General features: G+C 42.0%; 22 protein-coding genes and 3 pseudogenes. 16 read left to right on the plus strand and 9 right to left on the minus strand.

Annotated elements, in window-relative coordinates; genetic code table 11:
• Nucleotides 1-140: 140 nt before the first annotated feature.
• The 6 genes from ACWGOO_RS14890 (at nucleotide 141) to ACWGOO_RS14915 (ending at nucleotide 9198) form a co-directional block, all read left to right on the plus strand.
• The gene (locus ACWGOO_RS14890; RefSeq protein ID WP_452484617.1) at nucleotides 141-3047 is read left to right on the plus strand and encodes an ATP-dependent DNA helicase; all 2907 of its coding nucleotides are present in this window, start codon (nucleotides 141-143) and stop codon (nucleotides 3045-3047) included.
• Nucleotides 3037-4221: a DNA cytosine methyltransferase gene (locus ACWGOO_RS14895; RefSeq protein WP_452484619.1), complete on the plus strand. Its 1185-nt coding sequence runs from the start codon at nucleotides 3037-3039 to the stop codon at nucleotides 4219-4221. Before ACWGOO_RS14890 ends, ACWGOO_RS14895 begins: the two co-directional genes overlap by 11 nt.
• 426 nt (nucleotides 4222-4647) lie before the next feature.
• Complete coding sequence (locus ACWGOO_RS14900; protein WP_452484621.1) at nucleotides 4648-5985, plus strand: DUF4062 domain-containing protein; 1338 nt, start codon at nucleotides 4648-4650, stop codon at nucleotides 5983-5985.
• An 889-nt stretch (nucleotides 5986-6874) separates the two neighbouring features.
• Nucleotides 6875-8143, plus strand: a complete 1269-nt coding sequence (locus ACWGOO_RS14905) for a hypothetical protein (RefSeq protein WP_452484623.1) — start codon at nucleotides 6875-6877, stop codon at nucleotides 8141-8143.
• 37 nt (nucleotides 8144-8180) lie between these two features.
• Nucleotides 8181-8420: a hypothetical protein gene (locus ACWGOO_RS14910; protein ID WP_452484625.1), complete on the plus strand. Its 240-nt coding sequence runs from the start codon at nucleotides 8181-8183 to the stop codon at nucleotides 8418-8420.
• Nucleotides 8410-9198: a hypothetical protein gene (locus ACWGOO_RS14915; protein ID WP_452484627.1), complete on the plus strand. Its 789-nt coding sequence runs from the start codon at nucleotides 8410-8412 to the stop codon at nucleotides 9196-9198. The genes ACWGOO_RS14910 and ACWGOO_RS14915 overlap by 11 nt, the downstream gene beginning before the upstream one ends.
• A 471-nt stretch (nucleotides 9199-9669) precedes the next feature.
• Here the strand turns inward: ACWGOO_RS14915 and ACWGOO_RS14920 are convergent, their stop codons facing one another.
• A complete protein-coding gene (locus ACWGOO_RS14920) occupies nucleotides 9670-11301 on the minus strand; it encodes a DUF2075 domain-containing protein (protein ID WP_452484629.1) in 1632 nt (543 codons plus the stop codon).
• 292 nt (nucleotides 11302-11593) lie between these two features.
• On the opposite strand from ACWGOO_RS14920, the gene ACWGOO_RS14925 reads away from it, so the two are divergent.
• Together ACWGOO_RS14925 and ACWGOO_RS14930 are read left to right on the plus strand one after the other, a co-directional pair.
• Nucleotides 11594-12973 (plus strand): FAD-binding oxidoreductase, encoded by a 1380-nt coding sequence (locus ACWGOO_RS14925; RefSeq protein ID WP_452484631.1) that lies wholly within the window; start codon nucleotides 11594-11596, stop codon nucleotides 12971-12973.
• 290 nt (nucleotides 12974-13263) lie between these two features.
• A pseudogene (locus ACWGOO_RS14930) lies at nucleotides 13264-13704 on the plus strand (Crp/Fnr family transcriptional regulator); the annotation flags it as partial.
• A 282-nt stretch (nucleotides 13705-13986) separates the two neighbouring features.
• Here the strand turns inward: ACWGOO_RS14930 and ACWGOO_RS14935 are convergent.
• Complete coding sequence (locus ACWGOO_RS14935; protein ID WP_452484633.1) at nucleotides 13987-14412, minus strand: exosporium protein C; 426 nt, start codon at nucleotides 14410-14412, stop codon at nucleotides 13987-13989.
• Nucleotides 14413-14695: 283 nt separating this feature from the next.
• A complete protein-coding gene (locus tag ACWGOO_RS14940) occupies nucleotides 14696-15388 on the minus strand; it encodes a YetF domain-containing protein (RefSeq protein WP_452484635.1) in 693 nt (230 codons plus the stop codon).
• A 108-nt stretch (nucleotides 15389-15496) separates the two neighbouring features.
• Here ACWGOO_RS14940 and ACWGOO_RS14945 point away from each other — a divergent pair, with 108 nt between their 5' ends.
• From ACWGOO_RS14945 to ACWGOO_RS14955, 3 genes and pseudogenes are all read left to right on the plus strand, one after another.
• Nucleotides 15497-15661, plus strand: coding sequence for a hypothetical protein (locus ACWGOO_RS14945; protein ID WP_452484637.1), 165 nt, complete (start codon nucleotides 15497-15499; stop codon nucleotides 15659-15661).
• A 19-nt stretch (nucleotides 15662-15680) separates the two neighbouring features.
• A pseudogene (locus ACWGOO_RS14950) lies at nucleotides 15681-15944 on the plus strand (hypothetical protein); the annotation flags it as partial.
• 230 nt (nucleotides 15945-16174) lie between these two features.
• Nucleotides 16175-16681: a hypothetical protein gene (locus ACWGOO_RS14955; protein WP_452484639.1), complete on the plus strand. Its 507-nt coding sequence runs from the start codon at nucleotides 16175-16177 to the stop codon at nucleotides 16679-16681.
• A gap of 67 nt (nucleotides 16682-16748) precedes the next feature.
• Here ACWGOO_RS14955 and ACWGOO_RS14960 read toward each other — a convergent pair whose 3' ends face one another.
• The gene (locus ACWGOO_RS14960; RefSeq protein WP_452484641.1) at nucleotides 16749-17003 is read right to left on the minus strand and encodes a hypothetical protein; all 255 of its coding nucleotides are present in this window, start codon (nucleotides 17001-17003) and stop codon (nucleotides 16749-16751) included.
• A 177-nt stretch (nucleotides 17004-17180) separates the two neighbouring features.
• Here ACWGOO_RS14960 and ACWGOO_RS14965 point away from each other — a divergent pair.
• Together ACWGOO_RS14965 and ACWGOO_RS14970 are read left to right on the plus strand one after the other, a co-directional pair.
• Nucleotides 17181-18516 (plus strand): annotated as a pseudogene (locus ACWGOO_RS14965) (SMI1/KNR4 family protein).
• A 78-nt stretch (nucleotides 18517-18594) separates the two neighbouring features.
• Nucleotides 18595-19197 carry a class I SAM-dependent methyltransferase gene (locus tag ACWGOO_RS14970; protein WP_452484642.1) on the plus strand — a complete coding sequence of 201 codons (603 nt, stop codon included), beginning with the start codon at nucleotides 18595-18597 and terminating at the stop codon, nucleotides 19195-19197.
• 136 nt (nucleotides 19198-19333) lie between these two features.
• Here ACWGOO_RS14970 and ACWGOO_RS14975 read toward each other — a convergent pair whose 3' ends face one another.
• Together ACWGOO_RS14975 and ACWGOO_RS14980 are read right to left on the minus strand one after the other, a co-directional pair.
• Complete coding sequence (locus ACWGOO_RS14975) at nucleotides 19334-20755, minus strand: MDR family MFS transporter (RefSeq protein WP_452484644.1); 1422 nt, start codon at nucleotides 20753-20755, stop codon at nucleotides 19334-19336.
• Between the two features lie 315 nt (nucleotides 20756-21070).
• Nucleotides 21071-21310, minus strand: coding sequence for a hypothetical protein (locus tag ACWGOO_RS14980; protein WP_452484646.1), 240 nt, complete (start codon nucleotides 21308-21310; stop codon nucleotides 21071-21073).
• A gap of 411 nt (nucleotides 21311-21721) precedes the next feature.
• Here ACWGOO_RS14980 and ACWGOO_RS14985 point away from each other — a divergent pair, with 411 nt between their 5' ends.
• Nucleotides 21722-21871 carry a hypothetical protein gene (locus tag ACWGOO_RS14985; RefSeq protein ID WP_452484648.1) on the plus strand — a complete coding sequence of 50 codons (150 nt, stop codon included), beginning with the start codon at nucleotides 21722-21724 and terminating at the stop codon, nucleotides 21869-21871.
• A 402-nt stretch (nucleotides 21872-22273) separates the two neighbouring features.
• On the opposite strand, the gene ACWGOO_RS14990 is transcribed toward ACWGOO_RS14985, so the two are convergent.
• Nucleotides 22274-22492, minus strand: a complete 219-nt coding sequence (locus ACWGOO_RS14990; RefSeq protein WP_452484649.1) for a hypothetical protein — start codon at nucleotides 22490-22492, stop codon at nucleotides 22274-22276.
• Nucleotides 22493-22565: 73 nt separating this feature from the next.
• Nucleotides 22566-23099, minus strand: coding sequence for a TetR/AcrR family transcriptional regulator (locus ACWGOO_RS14995; protein WP_025716458.1), 534 nt, complete (start codon nucleotides 23097-23099; stop codon nucleotides 22566-22568).
• Nucleotides 23100-23216: 117 nt separating this feature from the next.
• Here ACWGOO_RS14995 and ACWGOO_RS15000 point away from each other — a divergent pair, with 117 nt between their 5' ends.
• Nucleotides 23217-24272 (plus strand): SDR family oxidoreductase, encoded by a 1056-nt coding sequence (locus ACWGOO_RS15000; protein ID WP_452484652.1) that lies wholly within the window; start codon nucleotides 23217-23219, stop codon nucleotides 24270-24272.
• A gap of 107 nt (nucleotides 24273-24379) precedes the next feature.
• On the opposite strand, the gene ACWGOO_RS15005 is transcribed toward ACWGOO_RS15000, so the two are convergent.
• Nucleotides 24380-25423 (minus strand): zinc-binding alcohol dehydrogenase family protein, encoded by a 1044-nt coding sequence (locus ACWGOO_RS15005; protein WP_452484654.1) that lies wholly within the window; start codon nucleotides 25421-25423, stop codon nucleotides 24380-24382.
• A 126-nt stretch (nucleotides 25424-25549) separates the two neighbouring features.
• Between ACWGOO_RS15005 and ACWGOO_RS15010 the strand changes: the two genes are divergently transcribed.
• The gene (locus tag ACWGOO_RS15010; protein WP_452484656.1) at nucleotides 25550-25927 is read left to right on the plus strand and encodes a winged helix-turn-helix transcriptional regulator; all 378 of its coding nucleotides are present in this window, start codon (nucleotides 25550-25552) and stop codon (nucleotides 25925-25927) included.
• The last annotated feature ends 447 nt before the right edge of the window (nucleotides 25928-26374 follow it).

Here is a 26374-nt window from a genome sequence, read left to right on the forward strand (position 1 = left end):
GTAACCTTCCGAATGTGGAGAAGCCGCTTAACTGTGTTAAAACCGACATTATGGAGATTGAGCAAGAAAAGACGCTCGATGGAGAATTAACAATAACTCTATGGATGATTCGCTGCTTACATTAACAATAGGAGGTCACTATGACCACAGAAGAAATTCTTCGTGCCAATTTAACTGATGAGCAGTACGAGGCTGTTGTGGATGAGTCACGGCACATTTTATGTTTGGCTTGTGCTGGTTCGGGCAAGTCTCGGACGCTGGCTTACAAAATCGCCTACTTGGTATCCAGAGGTGAAGCACCCGAAGGTATTATAGCCTTCACCTTTACGGAAAAGGCTGCGGAATCTATTAAGCGCAGAGTTGCCGAAGCTCTGCGAAAATTCGGATTTCCCGAAAACTATATCGGAGCAATGTTCATTGGAACTCTGGACTCTTTCTGCCAAAAGCTACTCGGCGACATTAATGCCAAGTACCGGCAATACGATATCCTTGATAAGAACGGATTAATACTGTTTTTGATGTCAAGGTTTCGTCAAATTGGGCTGCGTTACGGAGAAGGACGTTACTTCAAAGGGAATATTCTCCCACTTGTCGACGCATGGCAAACGATGAATAACGAGAATATCGATTTGGCTAATATCGAGCAATACGATGCAATGCTATTCAATCGCTTGACTAAACTTGGTGAAATACTTGACGGCGACGGCTATATGGACTTTTCTTTCGCTATCCGATTAGGTGTGCAGGAGTTAAAGAGGATAACGGATAAGGCGAACTCATGCATTGCGAAATTCAAGTACCTACTAGTAGACGAGTACCAAGACATTAACCCCATTCAAGAGGACTTCATCAGGACGCTGGCAAGCCACCTTGATATGCTTCTCGTGGTGGGCGATGACGACCAGTCTATCTATGGATGGCGTGGTGCAAATGTGCAAAACATTTTGACTTTTAACAGACGCTATTCGGATGTTGCCGTTCATAGGCTTCTGGTCAATTTTCGAAGTACTGATGCCATAGTTAGTGGAGGAAACAACTTCGTGCAACGCACGATAAGTCTTGTTCGCTTGAGTAAAGAAATCAAGTCACATTCCGACGGCAATATCCAGGACTTGCGTAAGCTGTGGTTTGACGACCGAGTAGAAGAAGCCGAATGGGTGGCTCAGCGCATCGAAAGCCTTATTGGGACAAAATATGTAGAGGGAATTAACCCGGACGGTACGGAAAAATACCGAGGTCTTACCTACGGTGATTTCGCCATTTTGTTGCGAAGCATACATAATAGCAATGGTGATAACAGGGATAAGCAATTTGCCGATGCACTGACAAGACGCGGGATACCGTTCAAGAGTTCTGGGGAAGGTGGCATCTTTGACCGCCCGTATGCCATCTGTGTTCAGCAGTCAATGGAGTTATTACGCGAAGCTGGTTTGCCACGCGAGGAAGCGTTAAAATTCTTCGCTTCGAGCGTGCTTCCGGTATTTCCTAATGCCAATGAGAACAAGTTTATTACCATTCTGAATAAGTGGCATCAAAACATCCATGCATCGACTTCCGCTGCACGGCGAAAAGTTTATCCTCAGGCGTTTTTGCACGACTTAATCGATGTTTTCAACGTGAGAGATTTTGAGGATGAGACCGCGCTTCGTGACCTCGGATTGTTCAGCAAGATTATCCTTGACGTCGAAAAGACCTATACGAGCATCGACTCTTCTTTCAGGTACGCTGAGATGCTTAACTTTATAGGTAACATTGCCATAAACAGTTATGAATTGGAGTCAATCGATTACCTTGTTAAGGGAAATTCGGTGGATATTTCAACGATACACAAGGTCAAAGGGCTTGAGTACCCAGTTGTTTTTGTGGTCGACTTAATTGCGAGTAGGTTTCCGCACAAGAAAGCCACATATAACGGGGAATTGCCGCATGAATTAATGGTTGATGCAATAAACCGAGGAGCATATGGAACGCGACTTGAGGACGAAGCGCGTCTTTTCTACACAGCTATTACTCGCGCCGAGAGGGTTCTTTACCTTACGGGAAGTACGAACCACCAGGACTTGAAGCGTGCTTGCAAGCGTTCTACATTCATAGCCGACTACACAAGCCCCAAGATGCGCGAGGACAAAGCATTTGATGATTTGGCGGAGAAAGTCGAGCCGCAACCGCGCTTTGACGAGAGCCAATTCCCGACGGATTTTTCGTCGGTGAAAAGTTATCTGACATGCCCATACTCATATAAGTTGGCCACGATTTATGGTTACAACGCGGCGGTTCCAGAACTCTTTGGTTTTGGAAAAACAAGCCACACCATACTGGAGCGTATGCATCAGCAGTTTAAGGATAAGGCTCCATCGGCAGAGGAAGTGGCTGAGATTGTCGAGTCCACTTTTATGCTAAAACATGTCTTTCCAAGTAATGACCCGATTAACCGCCCCGGTTCGTATGAACGTGCGAAATGGCTTGTACAGAGGATCTTGACGGAATATTCTCAACAGTATGCTGCCGACTTTGGTCGTCTGCGGCAAGACGAGGCCCGTTTTGAAATTTCAGTTAAGGATGCTTTGATAACTGGCGCAATCGACTTGCTTCTACTTGAAGACTTGCAACGAGGAATCACTACAGCGGACGTTATTGATTTCAAATCAATGGAAACGCCAGAGGATGTCGCCGCTTATGACTGGCGGGATATGTCGATTCAGGTTCAGTTGTATTCGCAAGCCGCCAAAGAGGTTATTGGCGAAAATGTGGAGACAGGCTATATCCACACACTTAAGGATAACCGCAGAACGGCGATATCGGTGGATAAGCAATCGGTGGACAATGCCATTGGTGTTATCGAGTGGGCTGTAAGAGGCATTCTCGACGGCGATTTCCCTATGCGCGCTTGCCCGAAAAGCTGCGATGTCTGCGATTTCAAAGCCATGTGTGCACAAAAAAGACAATCCTTCAAAAACGAAACCTTGCCGCCTCAAATCAACACACCTGCTGGATTAAAAACCTTAGCCGCTTTTGAAGACGATGGAGGCAGCACGAATGAGATTTAAATTCGAAGCAATTGACATATTTTCGGGTTGTGGTGGGGTTTCATGCGGTCTGACCTTGGCAGGGTTCAAGGTTAAAGGTGCCGTGGAGATTGAGGATAGTGCTGTCGATACGTACCTTAGCTATCCGCCGCTCTCAAAAGTTAACGTCTTGCGCGGCGTTCCGAAAGGCGACATCTGCAATCTGAGTGGCGAAGCTATTCTGAAGGCCGCCGGGATTAAGAAGGATGATATTTACCTATTCGCGGGTTGCCCACCCTGCCAGAATTTTTCGAGGCAGAATCCCGAAAACAAAAACAAGTCACTTGCGGAGCGTAAGATGCTGTTGTTCGAGTTTTTGCGGGTCATCGAGGAGATACTACCGCCGTTCATCCTCATGGAGAACGTGCCGGGTATAAAGACCGAGTACAACAAGGTAATCCTCGACGAATTTCTTGAGCGCCTGAAAAAGCAGTATGTGGTCGTTGAAGGCATCCTCAACTCCGCTGACTACGGCGTTCCGCAGAAACGAAAGCGATTTGTGCTGCACGCCGTTCGAAAGGACATCTACGATGAATTGACGGCGGATAGCTATTCATTCCAACTACCAAAACCGACGCATGACAAAGCTGAAAAGAACGGGCTCAAGCCATGGAAAACGGTAAGGGAAGCCATCGGCGATTTACCGGCAATCAAAGCTGGTGAGGCATACCCCGACGACGGGGAAATACACAATCATAAGTGTGAGAATTTATCACCTAAAAATATCCTGCGTATGCAAATTATCCGTCAAAATGGAGGGTCTCGGACGGGCTTGCCAGATGATTTAGTTTTGGAGTGCCACAAGAAGAAAGATGAGAATGGCAATGTGTTCTCAGGGCATAAGGACGTTTATGGGATCATGGATGCAGACAAACCTTCACCGACCATGACAGGAGGATGCCTCCGCTATTCAAAGGGACGATACGGACACTACGAACAAGATAGAACTATTTCCATTCGGGAGGCGGCCCGGCTACAAACCTTTCCAGACGATTTTATATTTAGCGACTCGCTTACGGCGGCGGCTTTGCAAATCGGTAACGCAGTACCAATTGATCTTGTGAAGGCAAGCGGGACTGTGATAAAACAGGCGATGTATATTATAAAGGCAAAGAGGAACAACAATAAAAAAATTGTTGGTGGAAACTCATACTAGGAGATGAAGTGTATCTTCGGCAAGCGTTTATCTGGCAGATCATGGTTCGTGTATCAGCAAGCCTTGAAAAAGAAGCCGTTAATCTACATTATTAAGCATCCTAAAATACCCGGTTGTTTATTCGATTCGCTGATCTCGCTATAATTCAGTCGTTCTATTTGGAAAATTGCATCAATCAAGTACTTGACGCGACGGCGAACCGAGGATTTGAACTCCCACGGTTCACCGTTACCAATCCCCGTCCCAACTACCGAAGGCACCCAAATGGGTGCCTTTCAATTACGCTCTACTATTATTTATGATACGGAGAATCGTATCATAAATAATAGTAGAGCGGGTACTTAGGGGAATGTACACTCATTTATTAGATAAATTTGTTAAACTATAAGTAAGCAATATTACACAATACCTTGTTGAGGTGGAATGATGACCGAAAAGAAGTATCAAGTGTTTATTAGTTCAACTTACACCGATTTAATAGATGCAAGACGAGCGGTGTATGACACGGTATTAAGCCTCTACCACTTTCCTGTAGGCATGGAGATGTTCGGCTCAGATGATGACGAGCAATGGAAAATAATTGAGGATACTATTCGAGAGAGCGACTACTATCTTCTGATTATAGGTCATCGCTACGGTAGTATTAGTACTGAGGGTACTAGCTATACTGAGAAGGAATTTGATTTGGCTAAGAGTCTTGGCATTCCTATAATTTCTTTTATTCAAAATCGTGATGTTGCTACTACTCCTGACAAGAGAGAAATTGATGCTGAGCTAGTAACAAAGCTCAATATGTTTGTAGATAAGGCCAAAAACGGTAAGCTGGTATCTTTCTGGGACACTGTCTCTAAGCTTGAAGCGGAAGTTGCAAAGTCTCTTCCAAAAACAATGTCTAGGCACCCAAGAATGGGGTGGATAAGAGCAGATAAGGCTACCAGTCCAGAAGTAATGAATGAATTTGCAAAGGTAAACTCAGAGAATAGAGAATTGCGCGAGGAACTGGAAAAACTAAGGGCCTTGCAGGGGAACAGACCGTCTTTAGGTGTAAGTATTAACAACGATAATCCTTTAAAATTAGAGTTCAAACCCTGTTTCCTTAAATCAATAGAAGCTATAGACCTTGATGAAATTCCTGAACATCTTAATCCTTACCTATCACAAGATGAAGTTCATGCTTATAACAAGTTTATAGAAGAGAATCAGGGAGAAATAGCTAGGTTCAATAAAGAGACTTATGTAGCTGAGAGAATTAAGGGAAATAATTACGATATCAATATTGAAGTATTTAACAGAGGGAGAAGTGGTTCCAGTAATATATATGTTGATCTTCACTTCCCACCAGAATTAAAAATTATTGAGAAGGACGAAATAAACCAAGTTGTGGAAGAAATCGCAGGACTCCCTTCTAATCCTTTAGAAAAAGCTAGAAAAAATTATGAAAGCAAACTACTCAGAGACTTGCGTGTACCCTCTATAAGCTCTCTTTTTGCTGGTTCTTTACCCAATTCTATAAATGGTCTATCTAGTTGGAGTCTTTCGAACTCGGTATTAAAACATGCTACTTCCAGAACTAATTGGACCTCTTTGGAAGAAAATAAACTCTCTATTCATATTAATTCACTACTTCACACAAGGAAGATGGACTTTGGTGAGGAGTATGTAGTAGTACCATTGAAAAAAGGAGAGTTTCAGATACAAGGGACTATAGTTTGCCAAGAGTATACAGAATTAGAAAGCTTCCAGATTCCCGTAATCGTTTATTAAGAAATGAGTGGCGACATTTACTCTCATAATCAATTTTTACAAAGGAACTACGAAAAGCACTTTACTTGCAATTAGTATAATGGGATGAAAGTCCGTAGGTGATCTTGAACATTAGATCGGGGATCATAAGCAAGTTTAAGAATTTTGAGGCTGTATATAAGGCTAAGTATGAACAGAAGAAAGCGTTGATGAAGCCAATTATCCGAAAGTTGAGATGGAAACCTAACCGAAAGGAGATAAAGCGAATTTCCTTCTGATTCAATCATGTAAGTTATATTTTTGAAATGTGGATATCATAATACCTTATATGAAATACGAATAATTTGTATTTCTTGGTTTACTCACCACTTTATTCTAATTAAGGAATATATATAGTTCCCTCGGTTTTAAGGAGGGCGTAGCCCTCTCCCGCGTAGCGGGTAAGATTTAAAATAAGATTAGATATAAAGACCCCTCACGAGCTTTCATGGATAGCGTATGTGTATATCCAGATGAGCCGTAGAGGGGTTTTGCTTTTTCCACGTTTAACCTATGCAACAGTAGGTAAACGGGAATCAGCTTTCCAGTATCTGAGGAATAAATTGCCATTATTATCTCTTTGAATACCCGAAGTATCGTAAGAACTCCTTCTGTGTTTAGAATGAACCCACTCATTTAAATACTAGTAAATTCATCCTATTTCTGATATGCTTTTCACTAGGTAAACATAGGAAAATAAGAGTGAGATACTAGATTTTGTGGGTATATAGACCTTACGGTTTGGGTTTAGAATAAATAAATTCATTAAACGTATTGTTAGATAAGAGGGATTATACAATAAAAACAGGTGCTTTTTTCCATATAAATACGTATACTTATACTATAAATAGGGTAATCGGGGGTACATGAGGTGAATTGGGACAACATCGAAAAGATCTTGGGAATGTATACTCAATTTAAGCACTATCAGATCCTCTTTGACAAGTACAAGCTTCCAAAGAAGATATCTGGAAAAGAGATGTTTGCTTCATTAAAAGAGCAAGTGACAAACGCTGGTTTTCTAGAGCCAGTTATTTCTGAAGAAACTTTCAAGGAATGGTTATCCTATCATCAAATAGATGGGAATAATTACAGCTACGTTTACTATCTTGAAAAAAAGCCAAGAATCGAACTACTTGCAAATCTGCAATTTAAGCAAAGCGAGCTAGTAAAAATAAATCTATGGGATATTGATCCCAACAATGAATCAGAAAATATTGATGATGTTATGCCGAATTTGACAGATACTAACCTTATAGGTATTCATCATGATGACAAACTGAAAAAGTATATCTTCTCTTTTATTGCACCATGCGTGGTGACCGGGAAAGACAAGGATGGTCTAGTACGTTTATACAAAAAAATATTTTTTGCTCATTGTGTACTATTTGAAGAAAGCCACTATTGTAAGATAGTTTTCAACCCAACCACAAATTTGCTTAATGTGAACGGAGTTGAGAAAGAAAATAGAACTGATTGGTCGCCTATAGCCGATTTGTTTTTTAGTAAGTTGCAGAAATTGATTGGGAAACAAACTATAAAGTCTCCGAATTGGATTCCGCAGGGTTTACACAAGTTGGCGGAAGAAGCAACCAATCATAATAATCCTGTCATTGCAACACACTCTTTTAATGTGGAAAAAATGGTTTCGAAGTTTGCAAAAAAACTCCTTGAAGGTGCCGATATTGAAGTGGAAACAAATACAGCTCTTCACATTAAACTCACACAAGATATTCAGCAGTCTTTCGAAGCCCAATTAGTGGAAAAGTATGGGGTTATAGATGCTGAAAACTCCTTTAGTGCTTTTAGACAACGATCAGACGGAGTTACTCACTTAATTAATGTCGAATCAACATTTGGACTCCGTCAAGGTTTAGCAGCAGAAGCAGCTCGACGTTCAAGAACAGATAATGATATAGACTTGTTGGGCATAATACTGAAGACCGAAGACAGTATGTACAAATTTCTAGTTGAATGTGAATTACATGCATACTCAGTACGAGGAAAAAACACTTTTATTGAAGAGGAGGTTGTAAACATTGTCATCAGAAAACTTAACGAATATCGCGATGAAATACAATCTGCCCTCTTTAATAACAAAGAAAATTTCACAGGTGATCCAATCGCTTCGTCCCAGTGATATTTTAACTAAGCATACACTGGCACGTAAATCTGTTATGGATATAGAATTAGCAGAGAAGATCTTGATGAGTTTAGTTAATGAAGGAATTCTTGATGTGGTGATTGTTTTAGAATGTTCAAACGAGGAGTCTCCCCATCAAGTAGTACTTTTTTCACTTACAGAGTATTATCAGTATGATACACGTAATAACTGTTCTGAATGTGGAGAGAAAATAAAATTTAAAGAAGCTAAAGTAGGTTTTAGAAAAGGGGGGCAGATTGTAAGTGGAAATTAAAAATTTTTCAGATCTTTCAAAAGTGATTAATATGTTTAGTGACAACTATTTCTGGAAACCGATTTGGGAAGACTCAGAGGCCATTAAAAAGTTTGATACACATATCAAGACAATTGAAGAGTCAAAGGGCTGGGACAGAAGTAGAAATTATGAAAAAGGGAAAGTACTAGAAGATTTTGCAGTATTTCTTTTTGAGCGCTTTATAGATAGTAAAGTTACTAAAAACAGGCGACCTGCTGACAATGAAATGGATGTAGAAACAGTGCTTAGTGAAAAGGAAAGGCCAACTTTTATGAGTGATTATATGGCTCCGAAGGTTATCTGTGAGTGCAAAAATAAAAAGTCTGCACCCATCGATGTAGGAATGGTTGCAAAACTATATGAGTTATTAGGTTACAGAGGATCAAAATTCGGCGTTTTCATATCTTTGAATGGGATAAGTGGCTATGGATGGCGATTCGGAGAGGGTAAACGGAAAAAAATATTATTAAGATATGGAATACCTTTAATTTCTTTCAAAGTAGATGAATTAGAGAGTTTAAGCAGTGAGGGAAATTTCTATACAATGATTAAAGAGAAGGTGCACAGGTTGTATGATGAGGCAGACGACGAGACACCTGATTTCCCCAATCATGATCACCGTGAATTACCAATTAGGCTTTTTGAGATAGTAGGGCATTTCAAAAAGTTTGAATTAATTGGGGATAGCGAAGAGCACCAGTTAAGAGAAAGAATTACCATGAGGTATGGAACACTACAAGCAGAAAATGATGATTGAATAGAGACCTATTCCGAGTATACGGAAAGGTCTTTTAGTTTCTAAATGGAGATATATTCGGCCTACTACTTAATAAGTTACGGTGAACCGTACCATAAGTAGGCGAAATTTAATCTGGCAGATGAAGTGTTTAAATATATTTGGAATAATCAGCCTTATAAAGGTTTGCAGGTTATGTGAGCTTGTAAACCTGGCTATTTACAGGAGAAGTAAAGGATCATAGCAGCCAAAACACATTGAATAGTTTGTGCCGAAGTATTGCCACCCTCCCTTAACTCAGTGAGTGAGTTCAGATAGGATCCGAAAAGTTATTCAATAACTTTCCTGAGGCTCGAAGTCTTCAATATTACCCACAACTTGAATTACCCGTAGGGCAAGCAGAAGAGATAAAGGAACTAAGCAAGCTGCAAGGCAATAGCATAAGCGACGGCCTTTTATGAGACCACCGCTTATGCTTGGTGCATCGGCTCCTTACCTTTTAACCAAAGACAATAGCTTCTTTCTTAGTTTAGGGTCTGTAGCATAAATATAGAGTCCATGGATACCGCGCTTCATCAACACATTAATTGAATTTAAAATGATATCTTGTTTAGCTTGTTGTATTTCCTGCGCAGAGAGATCACTTCGTGAGTTAAAGGCGCCGACATCCTTATATTTAGTTGTATCAATAAGGATTTGGTCCGTATGTTCATCATACCCGACTGAAGGACCTAGTATAACACCTACATAATTTAAATCAAAGCCTTGGATGGTATAGATAGAACCTACTTCATGAATCGTATCCTCTTTCTCCGCCCAGGTCGTGCCGCTAACTGGAATATTCCAAGGCATTTTCAATCCGTCTGTCTCAACGTAGTATATCTGCCCGTCCTTTTTGTGTTCATAATCAAAGGTCGCAACTAGTCGGGACAAGCCAAACTTTTTGTTTTTATCCTCAATCGCTTTCTTCATTTCAAGAGCATTGCTGAAAATCTGTAAGTCATATGTATTTTGACTTACGTGTGGCACGCTAATCAGCTCCTTCGATACAAATTTGTTAATCCAATCAACAAACTTAGGATCGGCAGACATTCGGAACTGATCTTTTAAACGAAAGGTTTTAGGATGATACTTTTCAGTAATTTCTTCTAACATTTTGCTGTTCCAGTAGCTTTTAATTCTTAGAACCTGATTCGGGTCAAAAATGACGATCGTTACTTTGCTTTTCTTAATAATTTCCTCGAGATGATTATTCCCTTTGAAGTTGTTATATCGATCTTCCTTAGTTAAAAGCAAATGGGCTTCGTCTACTAAGACAATATTAGCTGACGTTATTTTTTGATCATTAATGAATGTTGTGGGCTTCATAACTTTGTTCTTTTTAATATTAGGAAGGCTTTTAGCCAGACTATGATAAGTCTTTAGCATCTCGCTATGGTTCACTAATAAGTAATTATTTGTACCATAGAGAACAGAGTCACTGTCATTGGCATAGTCCTGAATAGTATTGAACAGAGAACTTATTAGCACACTTTTTCCGGTTCCTGCTTCACCTTCAATAATTAATACTTGCGATTCCGTTTTTTGAATATTTTCCTTGCAGAAATTAAGGATTTGATTCTTAATCTCAAACTGCTGATCGGATAATTCTTTAAAGGGCGATATCTTATAGGTATCCCTATTCTTTAATTTTTCAAGAGGTTCTTTTACAATTTCTTCGTCTCTGAGTTTTCCCCATATTTCTGTAAAAACACCTTCATTGTAGTAATGCTTTCGATAGTAATTGTGTACCTCACTTTTTACCGTCTGGCTGACATTCTGAAGCCTGTATCGATTTTCTGCGATCAAATAGTTAATTAAATTAGTCTCAATATTATAGGTCGCAGACTGGTGGAATCGCTTATGTCCAATAAGTATGGTTTGCTTAAGGCCCTTGCGCTGGCGATTACCCAAATGCTCTTTTAAGCGCCGTTTAAATTGAACCGTTTCGCCAACATAAGCCTGGAGCGAGTGCTGATTATAAAGAATGTAGACAATGGGATGGTTGGTTATCAAATCTTCCTCTATTTGTTGCGCGTCATGTGAAGAAAAGCCTATTTTTTTAAAAATAAGTTTATTAGTCATGTTAGCCACCTGTAGAATCTAGGAAATTAGTAAAGACTACTACAGTATACTACATTTAGATTCTCTGTAAGATGTGCAGCTCTTAAATGGTTTTACTTAAAGGAGGTTTATTACAGGATTGATTGAGCAAAAGGTGGGCTACCTGATAAATGAAGAACTTATACACCTACCACGTCTTTGTTCTACTTTTACGATATAAACTGGGCGTTTGCCGTTACTAGGACAGGTGTCCCTACATAGAAATAGGTTGATGAGAAAGGCTTATGTCATAAGCAGGGATGGTGTAAAGTAGATGGCACAAAAGTTGCAAAAGAAAAGTACACGATTAACCGGAAGGATCGTAATTCCGGGCAATCCGTCATACAATACGGCCAGAATGGAGTTCAATAGGCGCTTTTCCAAATTTCCAAGGGTCATTGTTTTTTGCCAACGAACTCAGGATGTGATCAACGCAGTCAAATGGGCTCGTGAGCGGGGCATACGTCTGCGAGTGCGCAGCGGGCGGCATAGCTATGAAGGCTTCTCGGCTGTAAATGGCGGTATTATTATCGATGTGAGCGAGATGAATAAGGTTAAGGTTGATCGAAAAAATAGAGTGGCTATTGTACAAACGGGAAATCCACTTGCCCGTGTGTACAAAAAGCTGTGGGATAAGCGTGTGGCCATTCCGGCGGGGACTGCGCCCGACGTAGGCGTAGCTGGGCTTACCCTGGGAGGAGGCATTGGACTTCTTTCCCGCAAATATGGACTTACGTGCGATAACTTGAAACAAGTGAAGATGGTCGTAGCTTCGGGACGGTATGGGGCAAAGACGATTGTGGCAAACAGGAAGAAACATTCCGATCTGTTGTGGGCATCACGAGGCGGAGGGGGAGGGAACTTTGGTGTTGCTACAGAATATACATTTCGGGTTAGACCGATTTCATCGGTTTCTATATATAGTATTACGTGGAAATGGAGTGATCTTGAGAAGGTGTTCCCGGCTTGGCAGCGCTGGGCCCCGTCTGTCACGAACCGCTTAACCTCAACAATTGAGGTGGCTGCCAAGCAGGTGGGAACCATTGTATCTACCGGGCAATTGCTTGGCGGTGCAGAGGAGCTGCGTCGATTGATTAGACCGCTCTTGCGAGCAGGGACTCCGGTGAAGGTGATGGTGAAGACAGTACCTTTTATTGAAGCAACCAAATTTTTTGCCGAATCGGACCTGAATTTGGAACCGAAGTTTAAAATAACCGGGGCCTACGGGTTCCAAGCTTTGCCGCCTGGAGGAGTACGAATTATACGTGACTTTTTATCCAAAGCACCCAACAGGCATTCTAGCGTGTGGAGTCAAAGCTTAGGTGGTGCAGGAAGCGCGGTGAGTCGAGTATCGCCTACTGCAACGGCCCATCCTCATCGGAAGGCTGAGACAATCTACGAACTGTCAGCCCGCTGGAGAAACAACAGGGAGCAAGAGCGGAATATTAAGTGGGTGGAAAGGTTCCGTAGAGCGTTGCGTCCCTTTGTTAAAGGGGATTATGTGAATTTTCCCGATCTGCAGATTAAGAATTGGCCCAAGGCGTATTATGGCGTGAACTTTGGCAGATTGAAGCAGGTGAAACGAAAGTACGATCCTCATAATGTGTTTCGTTTTGCTCAGAGTATTCCAGTGGATAAACAGGTCAAAAAATGATAATACGCACACCAGATCGAATTAAAACAAGGAGCTGACGGCGGCAGCTCCTTTAGCAATTTCGCTGATAGCGACGTTAAGCTGAACCGTATCATAAGTAGGGCGAAATTTATGGTTTTGAACGTTTGCAGGGCAAGAAATGGATTTATTATACTAACAAGCAGATTATATCAATAATAACCTGATCAACAAAGATGTCTGTGTGTTTTAAAGGAGAAGGAAGTATTAGAATTCCATATTTGAAACGGAGGCACAGTCACTTGGAACTAAACAATATACTATTTAGCTACATGAGCAGGTTCACTTCTCTTAATGAAGCAGAGCAGCAGGCGATTATGAAGGAAATTTGCATAGAAGAGTTTAAAAAGGGGAGTGTGCTTTTTCGGCAAGGGGATGTCCCTACGAAATGTTATTTTGTTTTAAAGGGTTGTGTGAGGCAATATTCGATCGATGAGGGTGGAAGAGAGGTCACATCCAATTTCTATACAGAGGAGCAAGCAATCGCTTTATTTAATCATCATAAGGCTAATAAAGCCTCGGACTATACCTTTGCTTGTGTTGAGGATTCTGTCATGGTTGTTGGTGAGCTTCAGATGGAACAAGATATGTATGCTAAGTATACCCAGTTGGAATCCATGACTCGTCGCATGATTGGACAAAATTTTAGTGAGGTGCAGGAGGATTTTGCTGCTTTCATCGCATCTTCACCAGAAGAACGATATAAGGCGCTGGATAGACCCACCCAAATTAAAGAATTAGTATAAATAGAATCTACCACTATCTCACTTTATTTGTAAAAATTTAATGGGGGTTTCATGCGGCAATGTTTCCCCCATGTGGAAAAACTGAATATGGGCTAGTTAACGGTTATGAAGATGGTACATTTAGAATCGTATTCCTTTTAGGAAACCAGAGCACCTCCTAATTGAGGTGCTCTGGTTTTAGCAGCAGTGATTAGTTGTTTTGGACGTGAACTGCCTATTTGTGCGTGACATCGATGATAAGAGGCGATGTTAGTTTCTGGTTTTAACAGCTAACCCACTAAATGATATTGGTCCTACAACATCTACTCTTGTATTTGCAGTACGGTTTTCTGCTGTGACTGTGTAAGAATGAGTACCTGCTTTTACATTTCTATCTTCAGCTTGGAAGGTAACTATATAATTTTGCTCTGAACCCGTAGATTCGATACCCTGCTGTGTGTTGAAAATTTCTGTATTACCGCGGAAGACTCTAAAGCGAACTTGCCCAATGCCTTTGACACCTCTGACACCAACGGATGCTATCAATTCTACCCGGTTCGGTTGAGAATTCACTGGAATCCGTATTGCGATCGTTGCTATGCCAGATTTTTGTGGGGAACGTCGAATAGTAAACGATTTGGCCGGGTTAAAGCGACTAAGCGACTGTACGGCCGCTTTATCAAGGATACGTACCACAATATCAACTCCTCTTATGTGATGCTCCAATTTATGTGAGATTCAGAGAGAATGATTGGGCAAAACTAACATAAATTAATAGCTTGTTGTTTTCTTGACGATAAACGAGTTAAGCTGAACCGTATAAATAATTGCAGGTTTTGTGCGATAGCATGATGAGGTACCTAAAGAAGGGGCTTATGCTTGCAGAAGTAAAAGCCCCTCCGTTTTTTTTGGTTGGATGGGGCCAATTCTAAGGTTGTTGAAGGTTGGGTTGAACTCAAGTAGTCGCTACTGGGTCTTTTTATGGGATCGAATCCTGGTATTTGTCGATATACAGCGCCCCGTCCAATTGGAGCTCTGCGTAAAATACTTGATCCAAAGAATGAATGCTGGCTTTCTTTAATTGTTGGTTGAGCCAGGCAACGGAGACATCCATTTTTATAAGATTTTTTTCTACGATTTTGCCGTCAATGATAAGCTCAGTCGGGATTTTTAGAATAGGCGTAACGGTTGCTTTGATATCTTTTTTTGTTGCAGGCAGTAGTTCTTCTTTTCTCAACACACTGAGTTTACCGTCAGGTTCCAGAATTGCAAATTCGACTTCTTTAGGTGAGAAGACATCTTTGTTCCGAAGCAACATGACTAAATCGTCGATGTTGAGGTGCTGTTTAGCCAATGCCTTTTCCAAAATCTCTCCTTTTTTGATGAGAATCGTAGGCTGGCCGTCGAGAATCTCACGAGCTTTGACGGAGTACAATCCGATCAATGCGACGATGAACGCCAAGAGCGACCATAAGACCAAGCTAGATATTCCTTGCAGCAGCGTGATTTGTCTGTTGACGATAATCTCGGCAGTGGTGGAGCCGAAGGTGATCCCAGTTACATAATTGAAAAACGTTAGATGTCCGACTTGTTTTTTACCGAGCAGACGCGTCAAAACGAGTAGAGCAACGAAGGACGTTGCCGTACGAAATAGAATTTCTCCATATGTCATGTGCTGAACTCCTTGCATAACAGATAGTTTTAGATTGGACTTCATTTCCATCTCCTATACAAGGGTCCAGGTAAAAAGTAGGTAGATTTAGGACAAATAATCTTTATAGTGGAAATAAGATATATATTTTATAGGGCTAAGGGGCGATGGAGCTTCGATGATGTTAATGTCGAGGTCATGCCGCCGGATGAGATCAATACCGAAATCGCCCTGCGTTTGAATCGGGCGGAGTCTCCGGCTATGCAAGCATGGCTGGCGGAAGCGGCGGAGTAAGGGCATTCGCATTTAAGAAATTTTAACTTGTATTCTTTATTATGCCGAATCTGGCCTATCGAACGAACAGGGTGCAGGCTGGATCGGCGGGAATGCACTCGAATTTTTTGACGATCAATCAGACCTCATTCACGAAGGTAACCAAAAATATGTTTTTTACTTGAGCCTCGTCCATCCCTTTAAACCGGAGATCATGATTTCGATCTTCGTCCCTGAAGACTATGAGGAGTATTTGGAAAATAACATTTATCCTAATTGCTCGATCAAGGTGATTGAGCATCCCAGGTTTTTGGCAATTCTCTTAATTTAGCGTAGGGGCCCCTTTTTTAGTGAGATGTTTTCGGCTCAGAGACCCCAATAGTGTGGTTGTGGCTAGCAGTGTTATTCTTGGGAGGAATTGAACGGCGGCGATATCATCAAGCGATTTTTGGCGTGCGCATGCCCCATTCGCACAAGCAAGCAGCTCGCCCCTGGCGTAAACTGAGTTATAATCAGTGAGCGAGGTGAACTTCCATGGCACAATCGAAAGAGATGCGTGCACGGGCTAAGAAGTTTCAGGGCCGTCCGGTCTACGTCACCCTGCACAGCGGAGAGACCTACGTCGGCTACATCACAGACGTTAATCACGGCGGGTTGGTACTTGCCAGCGCTGGAGTCCCCTCACGCGCTTCTTCCGGGAAGCAAGACTCCCGATCTCTCAAACGCAGAGCTGGTGCGCATGCCCCGGGCGTCCGTCTCGGCAACCGGAAAAGCGGCGAGCGTAAGCAGTCTGGTCGTTCGCGCTCCCGCAAGCCGGACGCCAAGGTGTCGGCATTCCTGCCGATGATGGGCTCGCTGTTAGGCGGCCTGGGCGGGCTTGGCGGTATGCTCGGCGGCGGTTTGCGGCTGTTCGGCATGATCCAGAAATTTGTCCCGGTCGTGAAGATGGGCTACGGCATGATCAAGTCCATTCGCCCGTTTCTCGGCGCCGTTAAAGGCTTGATGCCCCCGGCCAGTCCGGCCACGCCGGATAACGAATAATCGTATACCTGCTGACGTTAAGCTCCCTTTGAGTGGTCAAAGGGGGCTAGCCCACAAACCATTACGACTACCACTGTCTAATCCAAATCGGATTTAACTCGGAATAGCCCATTTCTTTTAGTAAATCCCAGGCATTATCCAGAACTTGAGGCTTCCCCTGGATCCAAAGCTCTTGTCGTGTTGCCATCAAGTAAGAGATGATTTCAGCGATATGCTTGGGTTTACCCAGATGGATGATAGTTTCCAGATCATTATTTTGTGCTGGAATGTCATAAACGAATGCATAACCGTCGACCGTAATATTTCTTAATTGGCTTTTCATTATTCTCCCCCTCACTATATGTTGGTTAAAAATGATCTGCGTTTGATGAGTTTAGTTAAATAATTATGTCGTTGAAATACATATCATTGTAAAGAGGTAAGATCCATAGAAAAAATGTCGAAATTGCTGGATGAGCAAGCAAAGGAAACCTGGCTATGGTCAACAGGAGGGTTCAATATGTGGTTTGGGAAGAAAGAAACGCAACTGGATCGAATAAAAAACAAACTGAATCAAGCCATGCGCAAAGACACGGCTTTCTCGGTGTTTGGAGCATCCTCACATCAATACAAGGTTAATGAGAAGCTTACTGCAAAAGAGTTGGCGGACTGGCAAGCCCACAATCAGGTCACTCTTCCTGAGCCTTTCGCGCAGTTTTTAACGAAAGTCGGCAACGGAGGCGCCGGACCCTATTATGGAATTTATCCGATTGAAAAGGCAGCTTCCTATACCGAGCGCCAGGCACTCCTTGCAAAATCTGTTCTGCATCCCGGGATGACCAAAGAGGAATGGAACCATCTGATTGAGCCCCTGACCAAGGATGGGGACATCCCCGATGAGGAATACGACGACGTCTGTAATAAGGTGCTGGGCGGTATGTTGTACATAGGCACCCAAGGCTGCGAATACGACATGTATCTCGTACTTGAAGGGAAATACAGGGGGAGAATTGTGTACACCTCCGATTTTCATCCCGATCATCCTTTTTTCTTTGTCTATGAAGACAGCTTTCTGGACTGGTACGAGCGCTGGCTGGATGAAATTATTCTGGATTATGATATCGTATGGTTTGGCAGTCGAATGCCGGGTGATGAGAATGCGCTGATCCAGATTTATCAGAGCGCTCCAAACGAAGAAATCCAAGCAAAAGCGCTTGATGGAATGTTCAAGTTTAAGAAAGTCTCTCAGCCAACCCTTGGTTTTTTGGAAAATATTGCGGAGCAAAGCCCAAAAAATCGGACCACAGCCATTTGGCTAATCTGCAAAACTTCTTTTGACATGGGTAGAAAATATCTTCTGGAGCTGTTGCAATCGGATGGGCATGAGGGTTTTCTGCAAGGTTTACATATTCTTCATGCTTCCAGTAAAACTGTGAATTTAACGGAATTTATTCCAGCGATCTTGCAAAGGCTTGACAGGATTCACGATCCAGAAACGTTGCGTTATGCAGGGTATATCTTGGAAGATTACGGTGCGATTACTCTCTAGAACTTTGCGCCTTTCTTGTGTCACGCCGACCCGAGTATGCAAACCACTGCCATCTATGCCGCGCGCAGTTGCGAAAACAAGCTGGGAAGCTGGCAGATCATTGAACAGATGTTGATGGGGGGGCGGCCCGCAGGTTCTGAACAACTCGATTTTATACTGGGGCATTATTCCACATGAGAAGTTGCTGCCTTACTATAAGGCGGTATGGCCGGAATATCAAAGCGATCTGAAATTCAGAGAAAAGTTTATCGGCTGTTTGCGAGAATTGCATTTGCCAGTTGATTATTTCGACAAAAACGAATCGTGAGGAAGGTGTACCTGAATCACCATATCATTCTATATTGTTGTATTCAGGATTTTATTAATACAGATTGGAGAGGTAATCATGGGAAATACGGATAAGTTTGAAATGATAGCTAATATATATGACACTTCTGAAAGAATTCAAATTGCAAAGGCATCATCTGATGCCATTCGTGAATATGTAGTTGACGCTGATAGTAAGAATGCTGTTGATTTCGGGTGCGGAACGGGTCTTGTCGGAATGAACTTGTTAAATGATTTTAATTCTATGCTTTTTCTGGATGCTTCACAAAACATGATTAATCAAATAAAGCAAAAAGTTTTCGATTTTAATATTCAGAATGCAGATACATTATGCTTTGATTTTGAAAAGGAAGGTCTATCGGATTTGCATGCTGACTATATTTTTATGGCTCAGGTTCTACTCCATATTCATGATGTTGAATTCGTTTTATCAAGATTATTTGATGTTCTAAATGAAGGAGGACATTTATTAATCGTAGATTTTAATAAAAATGAAAAAGTAGTTTCAGATATAGTTCATAACGGATTTAGTCAAGAAGAGCTGACGGACATTATGACTAAAATAGGATACAGAGATATTCAGTCCAAAACTTTTTTTAACGGAAGTAAAATATTCATGGGACATGATGCATCTATGTTTATTCTTGATTCTCAAAAATAAACTTTTAGGCAGAAATCAGATCTCCTTATAGTCGGAGTTCTAAGGTACAACGAAATAAAAGGCCGCCCCTTAGGAGACAGCCCCATGCTTCTTGCACGGTTTTAAACTTATGATTTAATCTGTGCTTAGTAATGAATTAATTATGTTCAGGTGGTTTTTTTATAAACCAACCCAGCACTATAATAAGTATTGCAAGAATAAATTCAATCCAAAAAACTGTTTGTAGACCGGAAACCACGCTTTGTGTCTTCTCATGCATTGCAGTGGGATTGAGCGAATGATGAAGATAACGATTGGCTCCAGACGACATGATGCCGACGAACAATGCGATGCCAATTCCCCCTGTAATCTGTTGGAGCGTATTGTATATGGCTGTGCCATGAGGAACCAGGTGACGTGGAAGTTGATTCAATCCTGTCGTCTGAGCCGGCATGACGACGAACGACATGCCTAAGAATAAGAGGATATGATTGAACAGAACGGAACCTTGTGTTGTATCACTGTCGATGCCGGTAAACAGCCACAACGATATGACGATCAGGAACAGTCCGGGCACAATGACGGGTCTCGGCCCGAATTTATCGAGTAATTTCCCCGATACCGGCATCAGCATCCCGTTCAAAATGCTACCTGGCATTAGAAGTAAGCCTGTCGCAAATGCTGTCAACTTCATCACATCCTGCATATAGAACGGCAGCAATGTTGTTGAGGCGAATAGAACCATCATCAGAATTACAATCAATACCGCAACCAGAGAAAAAGTGGAATGACGGAATACGGAAAGATCGATCAACGGCTCTTTGATCTTAAGCTGGCGCCATACAAGCAAGAGCAAGAAAAGGCTGCCTATTGCAATCGATCCGTAACCTTCAGGCTCAAGAGAGACACTTGTTTGGCTGAAGCCATAGGTGACGCAGCCAAAACCGATGGTTGACATCACAATGGATACAAGATCGACCCTTGGCTTGGTCAGTTCTGTCACATTCTTTAAGTACACGAATGCATAAATCATCGAAAACAGTGCGACAGGAATCACCATGTAGAACAGCCATCGCCATTGAAAGGTATCGATAATCAAGCCAGACAAAGGCGGCCCGATGACAGGGGCGACCATGATGACCAGCCCCATGAGACCCATGGCGGCACCCCGGCGTTCTGGAGGATAGAGGGCGAGAATCGTATTCATCATCAACGGAATCAATAATCCTGTCCCGCAAGCCTGAACAACCCTGCCCACCAGCAAGATTCCGAATCCCGGGGATACTGCACACAAGCAGGTACCGGCCAAAAATAACGCCATCGCAGACATAAACATCTGGCGAGTCGTGAACCATTGCTGTAGTAATGCGGTCACCGGCACCAGTACGCCGATCACGAGCATATAACCCGTCGATAACCATTGTATGGTCGAAGCAGCAACGTTAAATTCTCTCATCAATGCAGGAAACGCATTGGTAAGTAAATTTTCGTTAAGAAACGCGACAAATGTACCGATGAGTAGAGTGGTTAATATTGCCCCTCTCTTCATTCCTCTTGCATCTTGAGCCTGATTGTCCATCTTCTACCTCCCGATTGTTCATGACGTTCCGTCCATTGTTTGTATATCGCTTATCCCGCAACGCCTGAAGATCATTCTACGTGAAGTGGGATGAATTGGAAAAAGCGAAATTGCTCATCATACTCGGAAATTCATTCATATTTCGAAAGCAAAAGGGGGGCCCCCCACGGTGTCGCTCATTCGCGCATTATTTCTTGACAAGATGAGGTTAGGGGATTATGATAACGTGCCGGTCAACTCTATAAGGCAAATAAAATTAAAAAGGCTGACTTTTCGTAGTGCCTTGGCACCGGAATCGTCAGCCTATCGTGCAGATTATCCTACACCATCACTTTCTAACAAAGAATAAAAATTATCACGGTCTTGGTCATCAAATTTGCCAAGTGTCCTTACCCTAACAAATTCATGTCCGCCATACATGTCTATTTCCTCACCGTACCTATTGTAGAGCGCGATCATATTGCCATCCTGATTCAACTCCAAGTACCCGTAACAATTTGCTTCAGGCGCTTCACCGTAAAAGAGTGTAAATTTGATTTTGATCACTCTGTGCATGCAGATCCTCCTTCCTGTCTTTCGTATTGGCTTTGAATATATACAGTATTACCCATAAAATGTCAAGGAGTAAGGTTTCTACGTGACAACGGCGGAGGAGTGTACCAGCAAGTTGTGGACGCAGAACCATACCACAAGTAGGGCGAAAAACTGGAATATCAAAAAGGATATAGAGACCTGTAGGAGTGATGGAGGAAGTTACAATCTTGCAACATAAAAACGAAAGTTCGATAAACTCCATCATGGTCAGATATGGGCACATCATACAATAGGTAGGATAGGAACAACGCTATAATTTTCGTGAATGCTACTTCCATGATATGATCGAACGAGTCTATCTTTGTGTTATATCAAAGTCCTTCCACTGCCGAAACCTTCTCAGATTGGTATGAGGCATGGGGGACTGAAGCTTTGAAAAAACATGGTGGAGGAATGATCCTAGTAAAAGTTATTGGAGGAGACCCAAATAGTAAGGAACGCCGAGGGAATGTTACGACTGCCCGTATGGAGCTTTGCAATTTAAGTGTTCAAGATATTAAGGATATAGATGTCGATTGGTAATGACGAGGATTCAATCTATTGAAGCAACCTTTGCTGAAGGAACGGCATCATTGGAGAAAGCTCCAGCTATAAAGCAAAAAACAATTGCTCATGCTATAGAAGTTGCCAAACGTTTCTAATCGGGTTGTCATCGTTCTTGAACCTCCAAAAAAAGTAATGCTTCGAAACTGATTCCTATTACTTTTTGGGGAGCCCCGTCCCTATAAATTAGGTTACTAACTTTGGATTCTACCAACTAATAATCCGTTTTACTAACTAAGCAATCGCGGTGAACCGTATCACAAGTAACGGCAACGCAGCATTTTGGACAGAAAGTTAAAACATTTATATACGGTACTACAGCCTTTTTTTGATTTTTACAGATATGATTCGAATGTTCTTTCTTTAGTAATAGAGATTTCTTTAATTAATGCATGTACCAACCTGCTTTTTTCGCTCATTGCTCATCTGATCAAACAGCCGTGTGAATTCCCCGAGCATACCCTGAACATGGGCCAAACTCACCGGGTTGTTACTCTCATTACTACGCATGTCTTCAATATCCGCTTTTTGCCTCAACATTGCCGTTTCCTGCTCAGCCAGTTCACCTACTCGTTCCTTAAGCAAATGAACCTCTAGCAAATCTTCCTCGGAGATGGCGAAAAGCCAGTTTGCTATGTCCTGTTTTGGACACTCATCGTATTTCCCTGTATTTTTATTTATGAAAAAGTCGGATGAGTGCGGATATTTCTTCTATGGTTTCTTGTTGACCATTCTTTATCCACATCACCCAAATTTCAAAAACACCGGCACTCATAAAATGAATCCAATAATTTCGTTTCGCACCTGTCCAGTCTGGAAAGGGAATAAGCTCATCATAAAATTGGGTAATATGATTTTTGAAGATTTGATAAAGTAGCCCTGTGTAATCACTCTCAATGGCCAATCGAAAATCATCAGAGAATGTTAGAAAAAAGTTGGTCAAATCTGTTATTTTTTGCTCGTGATTCTTTTTGTTCGCAATTTTATTGAAAATATCTGCAAATTTAGGCTCGTAGTACTCCACTAATACCTGTTCAAGGCTTTCATAATTTCTATAGAAGGCCATTCGGCTGACGCCGGCTTTTCTAACGAGTTCTGAAATCGTCAGCTCTGATATTCTTTTCGTTCGCAATAGCTCCAGCAATGCAATAGTAATCCATTCTTTGGTGTCTTTTTTAATAATTTGTGCGTGATCCGTTGCTGCCATTACACTTCCTCCATTCTGTCACACATGCTTGTTTCTTGCTTGCTATTGATAATGCCTAGTCCTATTATAGTGTAAAAATCGTTACAAGTGTAACACCACTTGAAGGGAGTATTTAAGATGGCAGACTCTAGCAAACCTGTAGTGCTGGTGACCGGAGGTTCAGGATTTATCGCAGTTCATATCATTGTGAAATTACTGGAGAAGAAGTATCGTGTGCGGGCAACCCTGCGTACAATGAGCAGACAAGATGAAGTGAAAGCTATGATTATGTCAGGTGGAGTGACAAATATGGAAGATTTGTCATTTGTTCAAACGGATTTGACTTCTGATAAAAACTGGAATAATGCGGTTAAAGGAGCGGATTATGTCATCCATGTGGCTTCTCCAACCCCCAATAGAATTTATAAAGATGAGAATGAAATGATTGGGCCGGCACGTGAAGGTGTTTTACGAGTGTTGAGGGCAGCACGTGATGCAGGGGTCAAGCGTGTTGTTTTAACTTCTGCTTTTGGAGCCATTGGTGTGGGACATAAGCATCACATAGGGCCATATACCGAGGATGATTGGTCCAATACAGACGCAAAAATTCATCCATATCAAAAATCCAAGACACTTGCTGAAAAAGATGCCTGGGAATTTATTCAACAAGAAGGGAAGGGTTTAGAATTTGCGACCGTAAATCCTGTTGGTGTGATGGGACCAATTCTAGGCAATGATTATTCGCATTCAAATGATATTGTCCGCCAAATGTTAGAAGGCAAGCTAAAGTCTGTCCCCAAAATTTATTCTGATTATGTGGATGTTCGAGATGTTGCAGAACTGCATATCCTGGCAATGGTTCATCCCGAAGCAAGTGGAGAGCGGTTTATAGCTTCTAGTGCAGAAAATCTCTCAACACTTGAGATCGCAAATATTCTGAGGAAAAATTTAGGGGAAGATGCGAAGCGCGTGCCCATGAAAGAAATTCCAAATCCTATCGTTCGTGTTGCGGCGGTTTTCAATCCTAAATTAAGAATGATTGCAACACTCTTGGGCCAAGACATGTCAACGAGTAATCAAAAAGCCAAACGTTTACTGGGATGGGCACCACGCCCGGCAGAAGAAGCAATTATAGCCACTGGTAAAAGTATGATGAAAGTTATCAACGGACAGATGAAGGAGAAATTGTCATAGATAACTAGAAAATCACTGACTGATACACAAAGAGGCCCCATAGGGGGCCTTAGTCTTGTCTATACACATTACCGCTTTTTGGAACCAAACGCGCCTTCTTCGTAGTATCAGAAGTTTTCTAAAACAATTTTTCCAATAGACCGTCCAGTTTCCAACTTCTCATGTGCTAAACGTAGGTTTGCTGCATTAATGGGTTCTAGTCGTTCATTTAGCGTAGTTTTTAATTTTCCATCATCGATTAAGTTCGCCAGGTCATTCAGCAATTCGTGTTGTTTAATCATGTCTTTGGTATGAAACAAGGACCGTGTAAACATGAACTCCCATACAAACGTTACACTTTTAGAAAACAGCAAGTCCATTTTCAGGCTCCCTGCCCAGGTAGTCTTATCTGCAGGAACGATACAGCAAATTACACCTTGAGGGGTAATGACCTCCGCCATATTCGCTAGATGTTGTACAGTATCATTCAAGCAAAAGATATAATCTACGGTGTCTAGACCAACTTCCTTGAGCTGAGGTTGAAAAGGGTTGTTGTGGTTTATTACAAAATCCGCACCTAGACTTTTGACCCATTGAGTGGACTCTGGACGCGAAGCAGTACCGATGACAGTCAAACCTGCTAATTTGGCAAGTTGAATAGCAATCGATCCCACCCCTCCTGCTGCACCGATAATAAGTATACTTTTGTTTTCATTTGCGTTTAGGCTAACTCCTAAACGATCAAATAGGCCCTCCCATGCAGTTATCGAGGTAAGCGGTAATGCGGCTGCGGCTGCGAAATCCAAACTTTTCGGCATATTTCCTACAATTCGTTCATCAACCAAGTGAAATTCACTATTACTGCCTGGTCGAGATACACTGCCCGCATAATAGATCTTGTCCCCGGGTTTAAACAATTGACAGTCAGGACCAACTTGTTCTACGATTCCAGCAGCATCCCAACCAAGAATTTTTGGTGATTCGGCTTCGTAGTTATGGTTTTCGCGAACGCCTACGTCTGCAGGGTTGACAGAGATTGCCTTTACATTTACAAGCAAGTCACGGCCCGTAGGTTCCGGTTTATCCAAATGCAGATCAATAAGGCTTTCCGAATCGGATATTGGGAGATATCGGTAAGCACCGACTGCTTTCATCTTTTGGTTGGTATTCATGGGTATCCATCCTCTCAAACAGGAAATGTTGTACAGTTGCATTGTAAATCAATTCGATTACTTTAAGTAAGTACGCATATTTTTATGATATAGTATTAAAAATCAAACCTTTAGGGAGATAAGCTGATGGGAGACCGAAGAAACAAATATGGAGCGAGTCCGGATATGCAAGCATGTCCGGTTGAAACAACGCTGGATGTTATTGGTGGAAAGTGGAAGGGAATCATTCTCTATCAGCTCCTGGACGGAACAAAAAGATTCAATGAATTTAGGCGCCTCAATCCGGGAATTACGCAGTTTATGCTCACATTACAGTTAAGAGAGCTTGAACGGGATGGCATCATTCACCGAGAAGTATATAAAGAGATTCCGCCAAAAGTGGAATACTCCCTTACTGATTTCGGAAGGACTTTGGAACCGGTCATTATCTCTATGAAAGCATGGGGGGAGTCTTATAAAATGCGGCTTGATGAAAATCGAACGATACAAGGGGAGGAGAGTTAAAGGCAAGACATAGCTTCTTTTGCCAAAGATGCTCAGATGCCGAATCTTGCACGGTTTGTTGCGGCCGTCACGCTTCACATCTTGTTCGGAATGGTAGATAGGGCAAGGTTGTTTGTAGATTACTGGCGATGCCTCCAGATGAACTTCTCGGGCATCCATATAGATGATATTATTTTGAGCCGATTTTTCACGGCAGATAAATTTGACGATATATGTTTGGTGCGTGATGTTGATATAGGTGATAATACTGAGCTAAAAGATTAAAAAATCAATGGAGGATACGGGTTATATATGGGATAATATTCTTTCTATAGATTTTTTTTCAATTGGTCGTTGATTTTATGACTGAGATATGTGAAAATAATAATTTGGAAATGCTAGTCTTGGCTTAAGTTTTTCTTATCAACGAGACGTCTCAAGTATGGAGGGGTATTATGTCTGCATCAT

Source organism: Paenibacillus sp. NPDC055715, from assembly GCF_053617595.1.

What these genes read in the sequence shown, in the direction of transcription:
- ACWGOO_RS14890 (WP_452484617.1), top strand. Translation starts at nt 141, where the DNA reads ATGACCACAGAAGAAATTCTTCGTGCCAATTTAACTGATGAGCAGTAC.
- ACWGOO_RS14895 (WP_452484619.1), top strand. Translation starts at nt 3,037, where the DNA reads ATGAGATTTAAATTCGAAGCAATTGACATATTTTCGGGTTGTGGTGGG.
- ACWGOO_RS14900 (WP_452484621.1), top strand. Translation starts at nt 4,648, where the DNA reads ATGACCGAAAAGAAGTATCAAGTGTTTATTAGTTCAACTTACACCGAT.
- ACWGOO_RS14910 (WP_452484625.1), top strand. Translation starts at nt 8,181, where the DNA reads ATGGATATAGAATTAGCAGAGAAGATCTTGATGAGTTTAGTTAATGAA.
- ACWGOO_RS14920 (WP_452484629.1), bottom strand. Translation starts at nt 11,301, where the DNA reads ATGACTAATAAACTTATTTTTAAAAAAATAGGCTTTTCTTCACATGAC.
- ACWGOO_RS14925 (WP_452484631.1), top strand. Translation starts at nt 11,594, where the DNA reads ATGGCACAAAAGTTGCAAAAGAAAAGTACACGATTAACCGGAAGGATC.
- ACWGOO_RS14940 (WP_452484635.1), bottom strand. Translation starts at nt 15,388, where the DNA reads ATGACATATGGAGAAATTCTATTTCGTACGGCAACGTCCTTCGTTGCT.
- ACWGOO_RS14955 (WP_452484639.1), top strand. Translation starts at nt 16,175, where the DNA reads ATGGCACAATCGAAAGAGATGCGTGCACGGGCTAAGAAGTTTCAGGGC.
- ACWGOO_RS14960 (WP_452484641.1), bottom strand. Translation starts at nt 17,003, where the DNA reads ATGAAAAGCCAATTAAGAAATATTACGGTCGACGGTTATGCATTCGTT.
- ACWGOO_RS14970 (WP_452484642.1), top strand. Translation starts at nt 18,595, where the DNA reads ATGGGAAATACGGATAAGTTTGAAATGATAGCTAATATATATGACACT.
- ACWGOO_RS14975 (WP_452484644.1), bottom strand. Translation starts at nt 20,755, where the DNA reads ATGGACAATCAGGCTCAAGATGCAAGAGGAATGAAGAGAGGGGCAATA.
- ACWGOO_RS14980 (WP_452484646.1), bottom strand. Translation starts at nt 21,310, where the DNA reads ATGCACAGAGTGATCAAAATCAAATTTACACTCTTTTACGGTGAAGCG.
- ACWGOO_RS14995 (WP_025716458.1), bottom strand. Translation starts at nt 23,099, where the DNA reads ATGGCAGCAACGGATCACGCACAAATTATTAAAAAAGACACCAAAGAA.
- ACWGOO_RS15000 (WP_452484652.1), top strand. Translation starts at nt 23,217, where the DNA reads ATGGCAGACTCTAGCAAACCTGTAGTGCTGGTGACCGGAGGTTCAGGA.
- ACWGOO_RS15005 (WP_452484654.1), bottom strand. Translation starts at nt 25,423, where the DNA reads ATGAATACCAACCAAAAGATGAAAGCAGTCGGTGCTTACCGATATCTC.
- ACWGOO_RS15010 (WP_452484656.1), top strand. Translation starts at nt 25,550, where the DNA reads ATGGGAGACCGAAGAAACAAATATGGAGCGAGTCCGGATATGCAAGCA.